The following is a 14,497-nucleotide window of genomic DNA, read 5'->3' as shown; positions in this document are numbered from 1 at the left end:
TGGTTGCGAACTGACCGACCGATGCGCACTTGGTGGCGAGCGACCAGACACGGTACATGACCAACTCGCAGGCGCGGGTGTTGCTGACGAACGACGACGGCGTCGATGCCGCCGGCCTCGCGGCGCTGTACGAGGAACTGCGCGCCGTCGCCGACGTGACCGTCGTCGCGCCGGCGGAGAACCAGTCGGGTGTGGGGCGGGCGCGCTCGCGCGCCGTCGACGTGGACGACCACGAGTGGGGCCACACGGTCCACGGGACGCCAGCTGACTGCGTCGCCTACGCGCTCCGGGCGCTCTCGACCGACTTCGATCTCGTCGTCTCCGGCTGCAACCACGGCCCCAACTGCGGCGAGTACATCATGGGCCACTCGGGCACCGTCGGCGCGGCCGTCGAGGCGGCGTACCTCGGCGTGCCCGCCCTCGCGATCTCCGCGTACCACCGCGAGGAGTTCTTCCCGCCCGCGGAGTTCACCTTCGAGACGCCCGCGCGGCTCACCCGGCTGCTCGCCGAGCAGGTCCTCGAACGAGGAGGGGCCGCCGATCACGTCGACGCTGACGCCCGCGACGACGGCGCAGGTGCCACCACCGGCGGTGGCTCCGCCGCCGGCGACTCCCGCGCGGACCTCGCGGACGCCGACCTGTTCTCGGTGAACGCCCCCGTCGACGCGGGTGACTGCGACTTCCGGCTCACGGAACCGCTCGCCGACTACGGCGTCGACGTGCGCGAGGCGTCCGCCGAGGAGCGCGAGACCCACGACGGAGACTGGCGACTCGAGTCGGACTTCTGGGCGCGCCTCGACCAGCCGGGCCGGCACCCGACGCTGGAGCAGGTGGCCGACTCCTACCCCGCGTGGTCCGACCGCGCGGCCGTCGTCGACGGCGACGCGAGCGTCTCCCCGCTCCGGGTGCCGCAGACGCCGGTCCACTCCGAGCGCTTGGACGACCTCATCGCCACCGTGAACCGCGACTGGCGCGCCGAGCGCGAGACCGCGGCGGCCGCGGACGACGACTGAGTCGGCACCGGCGGCATCGGCGGCCGCGACCCGCCACCGTTTACCGATCGACGACCGCGACGACGCCGGTAAGTCCCAGCGCCGCGACCAGCGCGGCCGCGAGCACGCCGAACGCCGCGCCGAAGCCCGTCGCGTCGGCGACGCCGCCGACGACGGCGGGCGCGAACGCGCCGGCGCCCATCAACAGCGTCCGGACGACGCCCAGCCCGCCGCCCGCGGACGCCTCCGGGATGACGGCCGCAAGGTACGCGCCCCGGACGGGCCGGAAGCCGTGGGAGCCGAGGCCGAACGCCAGCACCGCGGCGCCGACGGCGACGACGCCCGAGACCGACAGCAGCGCGAGCAGCCCGCCGGTCGCGAGCGCGAGCGTCGCGGCGATCACCGGGAGCTGCCCGACGCGATCGGACAGGTCACCCGTGACCAACTGGACGAGCGAGACGACGAACAGCCCCGAGTACAAAAGCGACGCCGTCGTCTCGGACAGCCCGGCGGCGTCGGTGAGATACAGCGGGAGGAAGGCGACGGCGCCGTTGTACGCGAACGAGAAACAGATCGTCGCGAGGACGAAGACGGCGAAGACCGGCTCGCGAAACAGCGCCGCGTAGCGGCGAAGCCCGTCGGCGTCGTTAGCGGCGCCGTCGTCGGTGCCGCCGGTGTCGTTGGTGTCGTCGGTATCAGCTGGGTCCGCGGTGTCGCCCGTGTTTCCGTCGTCGTTGAGGTCGGTCGCTCCTGGGCCGGGCGCGCTGCGACCGAACAGGAGCGCGAGGCCGCCGGCAGCCAGCGCGCCCGCGAGGAACAGCGTGTGCCAGTCGAGCCACGGGACGGCGACGCCGGCGACCGTCGCGCCGGTGACCGCGACGACGGCGGCGGGCGCGGCGACGCCGCCGAAGGCGCCGAGCGTGTCGAGCACCCCGAGCGCACGGCCGGTCCGCCCGGGGTACAGCCGCGAGAGCAGGCGGACAGCGACGGTCTTGTGAACGCCCGTGCCGAGCCCGACGAGCAACATCCCGCCGCCGAGGACGCCGAGCGCGAGCGGCTCGGGGACGGGAACCGCGAGCACGAGCGCGCCGACGCCGGTGACGACCGCGCCGGCGACGATCACCCGCCGCGCGCCGATCCGATCGGCGAGCGCGCCGCTGGGGAACTGCATCGCGGCGTAGACGGTCAACATCGCGGTGAACGCGACCCCGAGAACCGCGTTGGAGACGCCGAGCGTGTCCCGGAAGGCGGGAAACAGCGGCGGAAACGCGTACCGCAGGAACTTCGCGAGAAACCAGATGAGCGCCGTGAGCGCGAGCACCTCGTACTCCGCGAGCGTGCGGAGGCTGCGCTTCATCGCGGTTCCGGCTCCCATTCGATTCGGGGGACGGCTGTCGGGGTCAAAAGGCGAGCGAAAGCGGTCGTTCGGGGCGGTTCGCGGGGGACGACGTCCGCGCTACGGCGCGCCGGCGAGCACCAACGTACTCTCGGCGTCGCCGTTGCGGATCTGCCGGGTCGCGTCCGGCGAGATCCGGACGGCGTCGCCGGGCTCCAACTCGAGCTCCTCGTCGTCGACGGCGACCGTCGCGGCGCCCTCGACGAGGAGGTACACCTCCTCGTGGTCGCGCTCGGCGTGGTCGTGTTCCTTCCCGGTCCAGCCCGGGTCACAGTCCACGACCGTGACGCCGACGTGGTCACACTCCAGCGGCTCGCGCAGGAAATGCATCGCGCCCGCGGCCGGTTCGACGTCGTGGTAGTTGACGGTCGTATAGCTCACGGTCGATCGAACCCGCGAAACGTCTATTTAGTTATCGGCGGTTCCAGCCCCGCACGAATCGATCGCACCGCCGGTCGGGCTCGCTCGGAACCGCACCGCTCCGAACTCCGTCTCGCTTCGCCTCACCCGAACGGACCCATGCCGCCCATGCCGCCGCCTCCGCCGCCGCCGCCCTGCTGTTGCAGCTTCTTCATCATCCGCTGCATGTCGCCGTCGCCCATGTTGCCGAACTGATCCATCGTCCGCTTCATCATGCTGTGCTGTTCGAGCAGCTCCTCGATGCGCTCCTCGGGGACGCCGGAGCCGCGTGAGATCCGCTCCAGCCGGTCGCTCTTGATGATCTCGGGGTTCTCCATCTCCTTCTCGGTCATGGAGTCCATCGCGATCTCGAACGAGCGCATGCGGTCTTGGGTCACGTCCATCGCGTCGTCCGGGAGCTGGTCCATGATCCCGCCGCCCATGCCGGGGATCATGTCGAGCACCTGATCGAGGGGGCCCATGCGGTCCATCGCCTTCATCTGGTTGCGCATGTCCTTGAGGGTGAACTCCCCCTCCATCATGTCCTCGGGGTCCCAGTCGTCCTCCTCTTGCGTCTCGGTCATCGCGCGCTCGACGCGCTCGGAGAGCTGCTTGAGGTCGCCCATCCCGAGCAGCCGCGAGATGAAGCCGTTGGGCTCGAACCGCTCGATGTCCTGGACCGTCTCCCCCGCGCCGAGGAACGCGATCGACGACCCGGTCTCGTTGACGGCCGTCAGCGCCCCGCCGCCCTTCGCGGTCCCGTCGAGCTTCGTGATGACGACGCCGTCGATGCCGATCGACTCCTCGAACTGGCGCGCCTGATCCTTCGCGCCCTGCCCGATCGCGGCGTCGAGCACGAGCAGCGACCGGTCCGGGTCGACGGCGTCGTCGATCCGTTCGATCTCCTCGATGAGGTCGTCCTCCAACGCGTGGCGGCCGGCGGTGTCGACGATGCGCACGTCGGCGTCCTCGGTCGCTTCGAGTCCCTTCCGCGCGATGTCGACGGGGTCGTCGTTGTCCGGGTCGCCGTAGAACTCCACCTCGGCGTTCTCGGACATCTGCTTGGCCTGGTCGTAGGCGCCGGGGCGGAAGGTGTCGGTCTGGATGACCGCCGGCCGGAGGCCCTTCTTGGAGAACCACCACGCCATCTTGGCGGCGGTGGTGGTCTTCCCCGAGCCCTGGAGGCCCGCGAGCATGATCGTCTGCTCCTCCAGCGGGATCTCGGTCGATTCGCCGATGAGGTCGACCATCTCCTCGTAGACGATCTTGAGGACGTGGTCGCGGGCGGTCGTGCCGCCGGGGGGCTCCTCCTCCAGCGCGCGCGTTTTGATGCTGTCCGACAGCTCCATCACGAGGTCGACGTCGACGTCGGCCGCCAGCAGCGAGCGCTGGATCTGCTTGACGACTGCCTGCACGTCGTCCTCGTCGATGTGGGACTTCCCGCGGAGCGAGTCCATCGTGCTCCGGAGGGAGGTCCCCAGATCGTCGAGTACCATTGGTCTTGGTTGCGGTAGTCGGTCCGTGCGGTAAAGGCTTCCCTGTCCGTCGGTGGCTCGTTCGCGTGTTCCAGCGTACGAATCCGTCCGCGGTTCGGTACGTCGGGTCGTCTTGGCCTCGAAAGCCCCTGGCCGTGTCGTCGGCTGCGACTCGCTCGACGACACGGCCAGCCCCTTTCACTCCCACCCGCCGCGACCGCACCGCAGCCACGACCTCCCCAGCCGATTCCGCTCCTCGCGTTCGCTTCGCTCACGCTCCGGTGCTCATCCCTCGCGCGCTTCCGCCGCGGTCGAAGCCGCGGCGGCGCGCGCCAGATCCGATCCCGAACCTCACCGAAACGCCTACCGTCGGTCCCGCGAACAAGGCCTCGTGTTCGCCGTCGAGCCCGCCACCCTCGCGGCCTACGTCGCCGCCGCGGGCGCGCTGATCCTCGTTCCCGGGCAGGACACGCTCGTCGTGCTCACCCGCGGGTTCGAGTCCGTCCGTGCCGGGGTTGCGGCCGCGGTCGGCGTCGCCGTCGGCGTCCTCGTCCACGCCACCGCGGCGGCGCTGGGGCTGGCGGCGATCTACCGCGCGCTCCCGACGGCCGCGACCGCGGTGACACTGCTGGGCGCGGCGTACCTCTGCTGGCTCGCGGTTGACACCCTCCGCGGGGACGGCTTCGCGTCAACCTCGAGAGAGACCGATCCGGCCCGCACCGACGGCGGGACCGACACGGGGACTGCGGCGGCGGGCTTCCGTCGCGGCCTGCTCACGAACGTCGCGAACCCGAAGGTCGCGCTGTTCTTCCTCGCGTTCCTCCCCGGCTTCGCCGGCGAGGGTGAGACGGCGACGATGCTCGCCCTCGGCGCGGTGTACGCTCTGCTCACCGTCGCGTATCTCGGCGTCGTCGGCGCGCTGGCCGGACGGATCGGCGGGTTGCTCTCGGGCCGCACCGCCCGCGCGGTCCGGGTCGCGTCCGCCGCCGTGCTGGTCGCGCTGGCGGCGGCGCTGGTCGTGCGGGTCGCATGACCCGACGGTTGCTACGACTCGCCGTCGTCGCTGCCGGCGGCGCGCTCGCGGAGGCGATCGATCCGGTCACCCAGGGGGACGTTCGCCGACAGCGGGTTCGGGACGCGCCGCCGCGACAGTTCCATCGAGTGCATCTCGGCATAGCGCTCGAACGCGTCGGCGACGGCATCGGCGCCGAACAACTCCGCCGCGTGGTCGTCCGCGGCGACGATCCCGCGGCGCGCGTACCACAGCCCGCCGACGAGCGCGACGCCGGCGACGGCCACGAGCGGGCCGGTCGGGCCCCCGGCGCCGAACGCGGCGAGCAGCGGCACCGCGGCGGCGACGACCGAGCCAAGTCGACGGCCGAGCGCTCGCGACCTGACGCGGCCGGCCTGCACTCCGAGCAGCGCCGCGGCGTCGGCGTCGTCGAAGGCGTCGAGGAACGTGCTCGTCACGAACAGCCGTCGGGTCGGGCCGAGCCCCCGGACGAACGCGTTCGCGGTCCCCTCGTCGTCGGTGTCGAGCACGCGCACGTCACGGACGAGGCCGGCGCCGAGGCCGACGCGCTCGCGGAGGCGGGCGATCCGCGCGGCGTCGTCGCCGGCGGGTCGATCCGTCGAGCGCAGCGCCGCGATCGCCCACGGCGACGCGGCGAGGACCACGACGACGAGCGTCACGACCCCGACGCCGACGGCGGCCGTCGAGGTGCCGGAGCCGATCCCGAGCCGGAAGGGCGTGAACGCGAGCGCGAACACGACGCTCGCGCCGAGCAGCCACCGCGCCATCCGGGCGACCGCCCGCCCGGTCCCGAGGTCGATGTCGCGAACGGCACGGACGCCGCGTACCGTCGGCGCGTACCCGACGAGCGCGACGGTGCCGGCGGCCGCCATCGTCAGGAACTCCGCGAGGAACACGTCGACCGCCGCGACGCCGGTGGCCGCCCCGACGAGCGTGGCGCGGACGGCCGCACCCAGATCGAGGATCGATAGGAGGCCGTACGCGAGCACGCCGAGCGGGAGCACGGCGCCGACGTACAGCATGCGGTACTTTCCGACGGGGTTCGAGAGCCGGCGCGCGACGGCGCTGCCGACGGCTCCCCCGACGAGCGCGAGCAGACACAGGAGGAGCCAGAACGCCAGCGGCGGGCCGAGATCGGGCGCGGGGGAGGACTGGAGCGGGACCATGCACCCCGGTGTCGTCGCCCGGACCAAAACCGTGCCGCCCGTCGACGAGGGGCGGCGTCGCTGGTCGTCCGACTCGCGTGGAAAAACGGTGTGCGCCCGCAGTCTACGCCGAGGTCGTCGCCGTGACGTCCTCGTAGGTGACGGTCACCTCGTCGGCGACCGGCCGCAGGAGGTAGCTCCCGGAGCCGCCCTGCTTGACCGGCGTGAAGTCCGCGGTGAAGGAGGCGGTCTCGTCGGCGCGGATCTCGAACGTCTCCGACTCCTCGCCGTCGACGACGAACGTCTGGAACTTCAGGCCCGCCTCGCCGGCGGTGTCGACACTCGCCTCGCTCCCGTCCGAGAGCGTCCCCTCGACGTTCGAGATGCCGAGGTGGACGTGTTCGTAGTCGCCGGGCTCAAGCTCCGACTGGGCGACGAGCTTCTGTTTGTCGCCCTGGAGCTTCGTCAGATCCGCGGTCACGTCGTCCACGGACTCCGTGATCAGTTCGCCGTCGGCCGGCTGGATCCGGACCTCCGACACCGTCACGACGAGCGACTCGAAGTCGCCGATGTCGCCCGGCTGGTCGCTCACATGTGTCGCCAGCGTTCCCGTTCCGCCCGATCCCCCCATACAGCCGGCCAGACCGACCGTCCCCATCGCCGCGAGGCCGGCCGTCGACCGGAGATACTCTCGTCGGTTCATCGACCCCTCATCCTTCGTTTGGGGACGGAAACTGGTGGTGATTCGGCGGTGATCCGCGGGACGCTGTCGGCGGACGCTCCGCCCGACGGACTCAAGGACGGCGCCACCGTCACCCCGTCCATGCGCATCGCCGTGCCCAACAAGGGCCGCCTGCACGAGCCGACGATCGACCTGCTCGAACGGGCGGGCCTGCACATCGAGAACACCGCCGACCGGCAGCTGTACGCCGACACGGTCGATCCGGACGTGTCCGTGCTGTTCGCGCGCGCCGCCGACATCCCCGAGTACGTCGCCGACGGCGCCGCCGACGTGGGGGTCACCGGCCTCGATCAGGCGCGCGAGTCGGGGCACGACCTCGTCGACCTCCTCGACCTGGGCTACGGCCGCTGTCGGCTCGTGCTCGCGGCGCCCGAGGACGGCGACATCACCGAACCGGAGGACGTGGCGGGGCTGACGGTCGCGACCGAGTTCCCCCGGATCACCCGCGAGTACTTCGAGCGGAAGGGTATCGACTGCGAGGTCGTCGAAGTGACGGGCGCGACCGAGCTCACCCCGCACGTCGACATGGCCGACGCGATCGTCGACATCACCTCCACCGGGACCACCCTGCAGGTAAACCGCCTCGCGATCGTCGACGAGGTGCTCGCCTCCTCAGTCCGGCTGTTCGCTCGCCAGGACGTGGCCGACGACCCGAAGGTCAGGCAGGTGACGACGGCGTTCGAGTCGGTGATCGCCGCCGAGGACAAACGCTACCTGATGATGAACGCCCCCCGCGAGGCGCTCGCGGACGTGAAGGAGGTACTTCCCGGGATGGGGGGACCGACGGTGATGGACGTCGCCGACGGCGACACCGAGCAGGTGGCCGTCCACGCGGTCGTCGACGAGCGCGCGGTGTTCGAGGTCATCGACGAGCTCAAGCGTGTCGGCGCGAGCGACGTCCTCGTCACCGAGATCGAGCGGCTCGTGGAGTAGCGCCGCGCTGCCGCGCTTAAAAACCGGGATTCGATCCGCCGTTGGGCTTCGATTCGCCGTTCGATTCGCCACGAGTCACCGATCGCCGCGGCGGCCGACGACATTACGCTCTGAACGTTCTCGCTGCCTTATCTCTCGATCGCTTGCTGCCAGGCAACGGTGTCGGTGTAGTCGACGAACTTGATCAGCTGTCCGTCCCGGAAGTCACACACGTGCGCGAACGGTGTCTCGAAGGACTCCCCCGAGGAGCGGACCGTCCCGCGGTCGGTGCCGAGGACGACGATCGTGTCGCCGCCGTCGATGAACCGCTCCGGGTCGGCCGCAAACGTTTCCATGTCCTCCATCACCGGCGCGAACACGTTCTCCGTGACCGCCTCGGGGCCGTGGTGGGTACCGGCGTATCGCGACCCCTCCGGCTCGATCCACTCGACGTCCGGGTCCATGTGCCCGAGCACCGTCTCCACGTCGCCGTCGTTGAACGCGCTGTACATCTCCTGGACGACCTCCAGGTTGCTCCGTGCCGCTGTGCTCGCCATTTTATATCACCAACGATCATGTACGACTCGCGAGGATAAATAGGAGCGTTACCAGATGCGCTCACGATGCGGCCGGATCGTCTCTGTGTGGCCGGACTCTACGGGTCCCGTCCGAACTCAGTCCGCTCGCCACCGCAGCGCCGGCGCCACCACCCGTGGATCGATCCCGATTCCGTGGTCGTCACCGTCGCGGTAGCGGACCCACGCGCCCGTCGCGAGGGCGCCGAGCACGATTGCGCCCATCCCGAGCAGTCCCGCCTCGGGGCCGAACGACCCGCCGGTCACGAGCGCCGGGCCGGTCGGTTCGAGGTCGACGACGGCGGCGTCGACGCCGAGCCCGCTGACGGAGAAGCCGTACAACAGCCCCTGTGCCGCGTTCCACGAGATGTGGACGCCCACAGGAAACGAGAGTCGACCGGTGAGCACGAAGCCGACGCCGAGGAACGCGCCAGCCAGCGTGATCCCGAGCGTCGACGCGGGCGAGGCTCCCGGATTGCCCGCGTGGAGCAGGCCGAAGACGGCGGCCGAAACGGCGAGCGCGCCCCCGACCGCTACGCGCTCGCCCGCGAACCGGAGCCCCTCGGCGACGTTGACGAGCAGGAGCCCTCGCGAGAGCAGTTCCTCGTAGACGCCGACGACGAGGAACACGAGGAGGACGGAGCCGAAGCCGGCGGCCGTCCCCACGAGCGTGTCGGCGACGCGGAACCAGCCGGCGGCGAGGCCGACACCCGCGATCAGCGTCTGGAGAAGCACGCCCAGCGCGAGCCCGGCGGCGAGGTCGGCGAGCCACCCGGACTCGCGCCGGAGCCCCAGATCCGAGAACTGTCGGCGGTCGACGTATCGCGCCGAAAGCAGTGTGGCCCCGGCGACCGCGAGCATCGGGAGGACGGTCGACACCGGGACGGGGACGCCGAGCGTGACCGCGGCGACGCCGCCGACGAGGAGCGCGAGCCCGACGAGAACGAGCGCGGCACAGAGGCGGACGGGCGCGCGCGGGCGGCGCTCGGCGTCGTTCCAGACTGCAGACCGAACGGCGTCGACGACCCCGGTCATCCGGGAGCTGTCTGGTAGATCGCGAGGATCTGTTGGATCCCGATGGCCGCCAGGACTGTCAGCGTGTAGTGCATCGCCGTGATCATCGCGGTGCCGCGACGGTCCAGCCCGTACGCGAGGCGCACGACGACGAAGTCGACGACGAGCGCGATGGCGATGACGCGAGCCGGCGATAACACGGCCGCCGACAGGCCGACGAGCGCCATCGCGACGCCCGGCGGGATCGCCTGCCGGAGTTCCGCCTCGTTCCCGAGCACGAAGTAGGCGGCCGTGTTCGCCAGAAGCGTCGACAGCACCGCGATGAGGAGGAATCCGCCGAGTATCCCGGCGGGAGCCAGCTGCAGCAACACGCTAGCCGAGGAGCCCCAGTTCCGAGAGTCGCTCGGAGATGACGCGGACGGCGGCCTCGGCGTCGGCCGGCTGCTTCCCTCCCGTGATGACGAGCTTCCCGGAGCCGAACAGCAGCGCCACCACGTCGGGGTCGTCGATCCGGTAGACGAGCCCGGGGAACTGTTCGGGCTCGTACTCGATGTTCTCCAGGCCGAGCCCGATCGCGATCGCGTTCAGGTTGAGATCCGCACCCAGATCCGCGGAGGTGACGATGTTCTGGACGGTGATCTCGGGGTCGTCCTCGATCGGGATGTCCAACGCCCGCAGTTCGTCGAACACCATGTGGAGCGCCTCGTGGACGGCGTCGGTGCTCTTGGCGCCCGTGCAGACGATCTTGCCCGAGCGGAAGATGAGCGCCGCGCTCTTGGGGTCGGTGGTGCGATAGACGAGGCCGGGGAACTGCTCGGGGTCATAGTCGGCCCCTTCGAGGTCCATGGCGACCGTCTGGAGGTCCAATTCCTGATCGATCCCCGTCGACGCGACGACGTTCTCGATGTTGATCGACTCCGTGGGGTCAGCCATTCTTGTCCGAACTGACGGTTTAAACGGATAAAGTAGTACCGCCATGCCCGATGCGGGTTCGCTCGGTTCGATCGAACGATACCGACCCCGATCCGAACCCGTGCGTTCAAGCGCCGCGGCGTCGCACACCTGTTCGTGTACGGCTTGGAGTTCGTCGGCGACGAGGACCGCTTCGCGGCGCTGGAGGCGGGCATCGCCGCGGCGACCGGGGTCGAACGCGTCGCCCCGGGGCTGGCGGTCGCCGACGCGGTCGACTCCGATCGGGTGCGCGGGCTGGCGTACACCAGACGCGCGCTCGACCTTCTCGGCCGGGCGGACGCCGACCCGCACAGTGCCCGCGCCGTCGTCGAGGCCGCGGGCATCGAACGCGAGGGAACCGTCGCCGTCCGCGCGCGCGTCCTCCGCGACAGCGCCGCCGTCTCGACGAGCGAGGTGGAACGCGAGTGCGGGAGCGCGCTCGTCGCGCGCGGCTTCGACGTGGACCTGGACGACCCCGACCACACCCTCCGCGTGCTGTTCGCCGACGACACCTGCCTCGCCGGGTGGGTGGTCGCCGAGTCCGTCCGCGACTTCTCGACGCGTCGGCCCACGGATCGGCCCTTCTTCCAACCGGGGAGCATGGCGCCGATGGACGCCCGCGCGTACGCGAACCTCGCCGGCGCGGGACCGGGTGCCCGCATTCTCGACCCGATGTGCGGGACCGGCGGCGTGCTCATCGAGGCCGGACTCGTCGGAAGCGACGTGGTCGGCAACGACGCGCAGGCGAAGATGGTCCGCGGCGCCCGCGAGAACCTCGCGCACTACGTGGGCGGGGACGCGGAGTCGCCGACGGGCACGGACGACCCGCCCGGCGGGTTCGACCTTCTCCGCGGCGACGCGACCGCGCTCGCGCTCCGGGGCGACGTGGCCGACGGCGTCGTGTTCGACGCGCCCTACGGTCGCCAGTCGAAGATCGCGCGCCACAGCCTCGATGACCTCGTGAGCGACGCGCTCGCGGAGGCCGCCCGTGTCGCGCCGCGGGGCGTGCTGGTCGCGGATCGGTCGTGGCACGAGGCCGCCGTCGACGCGGGCTGGCGGGTGACCGACACCTTCGAGCGGCGGGTCCACCGGAGCCTCGTTCGACACGTGCACGTGTTGGAGCGGTCGTAGCGGGCGGGCTTGCTACCGGAGACGGTATCTCCGCAACTGCGGTGACCTGCTCGATCGAAGGAACTGACGGCGATCTGAAAACGGAGCGTCGCTAGTGCTCGCCGAGCAGTTCGTCGACCAGCTCCTCGGGGTCGAACCGCCGCAGGTCGTCGTACCCCTGCCCGACGCCGAGGAAGAGGATCGGCTTGCCGGTCACGTACGCGATGGAGATGGCGGCGCCGCCCGAGGAGTCCGCGTCGGCCTTCGTGAGGACCGTGCCGTCGATCGCCGCCGCGTCGTCGAACTCCTGGGCGCGCTTGACCGCGTCCTGGCCCGCGACCGCCTCGTCGACGAAGAGGGTCATGTCGGGGTCGACGACGCGGTCGATCTTCTCCAGTTGCGCCATCAGGTCGTTGCTGGTGTGGAGCCGCCCCGCGGTGTCGCCGAGCACCACGTCGATGTCGTTGGCCTCGGCGTACTCGACGCCGTCGTAGATGACGGCCGCCGGGTCGCCGCCCTGCTCGTGGGCGATGAGCTTCCGGTCGAGCGCCTCGGCGTGCTCGCGGATCTGTTCGTTCGCGCCCGCACGGTAGGTGTCGCCGTTCGCGAGCACCGACGAGTAGCCGCGGTCGTCGAGCCACTCCGAGAGCTTCGCGATGCTCGTGGTTTTGCCGACGCCGTTGACGCCGGTGAACACGATGGTAACGGGCTTGTCCGCCTCGGCGATCCGCTGCTCGAAATCGAACTGCCCGACGCTGATCACGTCCAGCAGCGCGTCGTGGAGCGCCTCGGTGACGAGTTGGTCCGTCGTCTGGACCTGCGCGCGCGCCTCGCCGAGCATCTTCTCGCGGACGGTGTCGAGAATTCGGTCGGCGACGCTCATCTCCACGTCGCTGGACAGCAGCGCGAGTTCCAGATCCTGAAGGGGCGCTTCGAGGTCTTCCTCCTCGATGATGACTTTCCCGGTGGCGAACGCCGCCGCGCGTTTGAGCCGTCCCGGGCCTGAGGACTCGTCGTCGGCCGCCTCGTCTCCGTCGGGTTCGACCGCCGATCCCTCGTCGGCCGTCGGGGCGCTCGACGCGTCGGTGTCGACCGCGTCGGGGGCCGCTTCGGCGTCCGCGCTCGTCGCATCAGCGTCAGCGGCAGCCTCCGCCTCGGTGTCGACCGCGTCGGCCTTCTCCTCGACTTCCTCGGCGGCGTCCTCCCGGAACGAGGAGAGCTTGTCCTTCAGGCCGTCGAACATCCCTTACTGGTCCCCGTCGTCGCCCTCGTCGGCCATCTGCTGCATCTGCTGCATCTGCTGTTGCTGCATCTGCTGTTGCATCTGCTGGGCCTGCTGTTCGAGCTGCTGGCTCTCGGCCTCGAGGTCGGCCTTCTCCTCGCTGACGGTGTCGATCTGGTCGTCGAGGGTGTCCTTGCGCTGTTCGAGGGCCTCCACGGCGTCGTCTTCCTCGAGTTCGGCGGCGTAGTCGCCGCCGAGACTCACGACGATCTCGTCGAGGTCCTGAATCTCCGCGCGGACGTACGCGCCGCCGCCCAGCGGCACCTGCACCGTCGACCCGGTGTCGATCTGGCCGATGGCGTCGATGGCGTCGTCCATGTCACGCTGCTCCTGTCGGAGACTCTCGATCTCGCCTTCGAGCTCCTCGATCTCGCCCTCGATCGCCTGGATCTCCTGGGAGATCTGCTGGAGCTGCTGCTGACCCTGACCGCCGCCGCCGAGACTCATTCGGCGACCACCTCGCCGATCTCGACCTGGCTGCGATTCAGGTTGTGCTCGGCGCCGAACTTCGAGAGGACGTGCTCGCGCGCGACGTTCTCGTTGACCGCGTCGAGCGAGCGGGTGAACGCCTGCATCCCGTCTCGGGTTTGGAACTCGCCGCTAACAGTGTACTGGCTCATGTGCCCAAAAAACCGCTCGGGAGCGGGAAGTACCTTCCGACTCGGGGTCCCGAACCCAACCGACGCCCGCGGCGACGACGACCTGTCCGGTCGGTTTCGAGGTCGTTATTCGCTCCGTCTGTTGGCGGCTCGCCCACAAGCTCGCCGCCCTTCTTCCGAGGCCTCCCTGCGGTCGGCCTCGCCTTACTCGATGAACCCGAGCGTGTCGTCGATCCGACCCAGTTCGGGCCCGGTCGTGTCCCCGCCGACGGCGTATCCGTCGTCGTTGGCGAGCAATCCGGAGCCGACCAGCGGCGCGCCGTAGTTGACCGTGCCGAGGTCGGCGTACACGTCGAGGTGCTCCTCCAGCGCCTCCAACTCCGGCTCCTCGCTGTGCGGGTGACAGAGGACGCCGGTGTTGTTGGCGACCGCGGCGGTGCCGACGGTGTTGACGTCGCCGAGCGACCCGCGCTGTACCGGTACGTCGAGCACGTCCTCGACGACGTCGACCGCCTCATCGGTCAGCTCGGGGTGGACGTACGAGCCGTAGTCGTTCGCGAGGACGACGTTGCCGGCGGCGTTGAGCTTGCCGGGGAGGCGCTCGACGGGATCGTCGGTCGCCTCGCGGAGCGCGTCGATCTCGCGGTCGGTCGCCTGTCGGGAGACGAGCGTCCCGTTCTCGTTGCCCGCGACCAGCGAACCGACCGTGCCGGAGCCGCCGACGGTCGTGGCCAGCACGTCGACGCCGAACTCGCGCTCGAGTTGGTCGGCGAGATCGTCCTCTACGTCGGGCCGCACGACGAGGCAGTCGCTGGCGGCGTGCGCGTAGACTCCGACGTACGACGACCCGGCGAACGAAACGCGAAGCACGC

Annotated in this window: 17 protein-coding genes; 4 read left to right on the top strand and 13 right to left on the bottom strand. The window is 70.5% G+C overall.

From position 1 onward, the window contains the following. Window positions 1-56: 56 nt before the first annotated feature. Entirely contained in the window at window positions 57-1,013 is a 957-nt protein-coding gene (gene surE, locus ABJD39_RS07640) for a 5'/3'-nucleotidase SurE (RefSeq protein WP_348613588.1), read from the top strand. 40 nt (window positions 1,014-1,053) lie between these two features. On the opposite strand, the gene ABJD39_RS07635 is transcribed toward surE, so the two are convergent. The 3 genes from ABJD39_RS07635 to ABJD39_RS07625 all read right to left on the bottom strand — a co-directional run bounded on the left by ABJD39_RS07635 (window position 1,054) and on the right by ABJD39_RS07625 (window position 4,283). Further along, on the bottom strand, window positions 1,054-2,367 hold the full coding sequence (locus ABJD39_RS07635) for an MFS transporter (RefSeq protein ID WP_348613587.1): 1,314 nt from the start codon (window positions 2,365-2,367) through the stop codon (window positions 1,054-1,056). 81 nt (window positions 2,368-2,448) lie between these two features. Continuing rightward, window positions 2,449-2,769, bottom strand: coding sequence for a cupin domain-containing protein (locus ABJD39_RS07630; RefSeq protein ID WP_348613586.1), 321 nt, complete (start codon window positions 2,767-2,769; stop codon window positions 2,449-2,451). A 122-nt stretch (window positions 2,770-2,891) separates the two neighbouring features. Then, the gene (locus tag ABJD39_RS07625; RefSeq protein WP_348613585.1) at window positions 2,892-4,283 is read right to left on the bottom strand and encodes a signal recognition particle protein Srp54; all 1,392 of its coding nucleotides are present in this window, start codon (window positions 4,281-4,283) and stop codon (window positions 2,892-2,894) included. A gap of 370 nt (window positions 4,284-4,653) precedes the next feature. Between ABJD39_RS07625 and ABJD39_RS07620 the strand changes: the two genes are divergently transcribed. After that, window positions 4,654-5,295: a LysE family translocator gene (locus ABJD39_RS07620; RefSeq protein ID WP_348613584.1), complete on the top strand. Its 642-nt coding sequence runs from the start codon at window positions 4,654-4,656 to the stop codon at window positions 5,293-5,295. An 11-nt stretch (window positions 5,296-5,306) separates the two neighbouring features. Here the strand turns inward: ABJD39_RS07620 and ABJD39_RS07615 are convergent, their stop codons facing one another. After that, window positions 5,307-6,461 (bottom strand): M48 family metalloprotease, encoded by a 1,155-nt coding sequence (locus ABJD39_RS07615; protein ID WP_348613583.1) that lies wholly within the window; start codon window positions 6,459-6,461, stop codon window positions 5,307-5,309. Between the two features lie 103 nt (window positions 6,462-6,564). After that, window positions 6,565-7,143: a DUF4382 domain-containing protein gene (locus tag ABJD39_RS07610; protein ID WP_348613582.1), complete on the bottom strand. Its 579-nt coding sequence runs from the start codon at window positions 7,141-7,143 to the stop codon at window positions 6,565-6,567. Between the two features lie 120 nt (window positions 7,144-7,263). On the opposite strand from ABJD39_RS07610, the gene hisG reads away from it, so the two are divergent. Further along, window positions 7,264-8,115, top strand: a complete 852-nt coding sequence (hisG, locus tag ABJD39_RS07605) for an ATP phosphoribosyltransferase (RefSeq protein WP_348613730.1) — start codon at window positions 7,264-7,266, stop codon at window positions 8,113-8,115. A gap of 128 nt (window positions 8,116-8,243) precedes the next feature. Here the strand turns inward: hisG and ABJD39_RS07600 are convergent, their stop codons facing one another. The 4 genes from ABJD39_RS07600 to ABJD39_RS07585 form a co-directional block, all read right to left on the bottom strand. Continuing rightward, a complete protein-coding gene (locus ABJD39_RS07600) occupies window positions 8,244-8,651 on the bottom strand; it encodes a nuclear transport factor 2 family protein (protein ID WP_348613581.1) in 408 nt (135 codons plus the stop codon). Window positions 8,652-8,768: 117 nt separating this feature from the next. Then, complete coding sequence (locus ABJD39_RS07595; protein WP_348613580.1) at window positions 8,769-9,704, bottom strand: CPBP family intramembrane glutamic endopeptidase; 936 nt, start codon at window positions 9,702-9,704, stop codon at window positions 8,769-8,771. After that, a complete protein-coding gene (locus tag ABJD39_RS07590) occupies window positions 9,701-10,054 on the bottom strand; it encodes a DUF7473 family protein (RefSeq protein ID WP_348613579.1) in 354 nt (117 codons plus the stop codon). The genes ABJD39_RS07595 and ABJD39_RS07590 overlap by 4 nt, the downstream gene beginning before the upstream one ends. Before the next feature lies 1 nt (window position 10,055). Continuing rightward, on the bottom strand, window positions 10,056-10,616 hold the full coding sequence (locus ABJD39_RS07585) for a TATA-box-binding protein (RefSeq protein ID WP_348613578.1): 561 nt from the start codon (window positions 10,614-10,616) through the stop codon (window positions 10,056-10,058). Window positions 10,617-10,760: 144 nt separating this feature from the next. On the opposite strand from ABJD39_RS07585, the gene ABJD39_RS07580 reads away from it, so the two are divergent. Continuing rightward, window positions 10,761-11,765 (top strand): THUMP domain-containing protein, encoded by a 1,005-nt coding sequence (locus tag ABJD39_RS07580; protein ID WP_348613729.1) that lies wholly within the window; start codon window positions 10,761-10,763, stop codon window positions 11,763-11,765. 91 nt (window positions 11,766-11,856) lie between these two features. Here ABJD39_RS07580 and ftsY read toward each other — a convergent pair whose 3' ends face one another. The 4 genes from ftsY to ABJD39_RS07560 all read right to left on the bottom strand — a co-directional run bounded on the left by ftsY (window position 11,857) and on the right by ABJD39_RS07560 (window position 14,495). Beyond that, window positions 11,857-12,987: a signal recognition particle-docking protein FtsY gene (gene ftsY, locus ABJD39_RS07575; RefSeq protein ID WP_348613577.1), complete on the bottom strand. Its 1,131-nt coding sequence runs from the start codon at window positions 12,985-12,987 to the stop codon at window positions 11,857-11,859. 3 nt (window positions 12,988-12,990) lie between these two features. After that, on the bottom strand, window positions 12,991-13,473 hold the full coding sequence (gene pfdA, locus ABJD39_RS07570; RefSeq protein ID WP_348613576.1) for a prefoldin subunit alpha: 483 nt from the start codon (window positions 13,471-13,473) through the stop codon (window positions 12,991-12,993). Beyond that, window positions 13,470-13,646: a 50S ribosomal protein L18Ae gene (rpl18a, locus tag ABJD39_RS07565; protein ID WP_222917553.1), complete on the bottom strand. Its 177-nt coding sequence runs from the start codon at window positions 13,644-13,646 to the stop codon at window positions 13,470-13,472. Before rpl18a ends, pfdA begins: the two co-directional genes overlap by 4 nt. Window positions 13,647-13,829: 183 nt before the next feature. Further along, window positions 13,830-14,495, bottom strand: coding sequence for a translation initiation factor IF-6 (locus tag ABJD39_RS07560; protein ID WP_348613575.1), 666 nt, complete (start codon window positions 14,493-14,495; stop codon window positions 13,830-13,832). Window positions 14,496-14,497 lie beyond the last annotated feature (2 nt).

Source organism: Halobaculum rarum, assembly GCF_040025155.1.
In the GTDB taxonomy this organism is placed as follows: Archaea; Halobacteriota; Halobacteria; order Halobacteriales; family Haloferacaceae; genus Halobaculum; species Halobaculum rarum.
This window is presented reverse-complemented; position numbering and strand designations above follow the sequence as displayed.

Excerpts from the sequence above, each read along its gene's own strand:
- ABJD39_RS07585 (WP_348613578.1), bottom strand. The coding sequence starts at position 10,616 with ATGGCTGACCCCACGGAGTCGATCAACATCGAGAACGTCGTCGCGTCG.
- ABJD39_RS07595 (WP_348613580.1), bottom strand. The coding sequence starts at position 9,704 with ATGACCGGGGTCGTCGACGCCGTTCGGTCTGCAGTCTGGAACGACGCC.
- ABJD39_RS07615 (WP_348613583.1), bottom strand. The coding sequence starts at position 6,461 with ATGGTCCCGCTCCAGTCCTCCCCCGCGCCCGATCTCGGCCCGCCGCTG.
- ABJD39_RS07600 (WP_348613581.1), bottom strand. The coding sequence starts at position 8,651 with ATGGCGAGCACAGCGGCACGGAGCAACCTGGAGGTCGTCCAGGAGATG.
- ABJD39_RS07635 (WP_348613587.1), bottom strand. The coding sequence starts at position 2,367 with ATGGGAGCCGGAACCGCGATGAAGCGCAGCCTCCGCACGCTCGCGGAG.
- ftsY (WP_348613577.1), bottom strand. The coding sequence starts at position 12,987 with ATGTTCGACGGCCTGAAGGACAAGCTCTCCTCGTTCCGGGAGGACGCC.
- hisG (WP_348613730.1), top strand. The coding sequence starts at position 7,264 with ATGCGCATCGCCGTGCCCAACAAGGGCCGCCTGCACGAGCCGACGATC.
- pfdA (WP_348613576.1), bottom strand. The coding sequence starts at position 13,473 with ATGAGTCTCGGCGGCGGCGGTCAGGGTCAGCAGCAGCTCCAGCAGATC.
- rpl18a (WP_222917553.1), bottom strand. The coding sequence starts at position 13,646 with ATGAGCCAGTACACTGTTAGCGGCGAGTTCCAAACCCGAGACGGGATG.
- ABJD39_RS07610 (WP_348613582.1), bottom strand. The coding sequence starts at position 7,143 with ATGAACCGACGAGAGTATCTCCGGTCGACGGCCGGCCTCGCGGCGATG.
- surE (WP_348613588.1), top strand. The coding sequence starts at position 57 with ATGACCAACTCGCAGGCGCGGGTGTTGCTGACGAACGACGACGGCGTC.
- ABJD39_RS07625 (WP_348613585.1), bottom strand. The coding sequence starts at position 4,283 with ATGGTACTCGACGATCTGGGGACCTCCCTCCGGAGCACGATGGACTCG.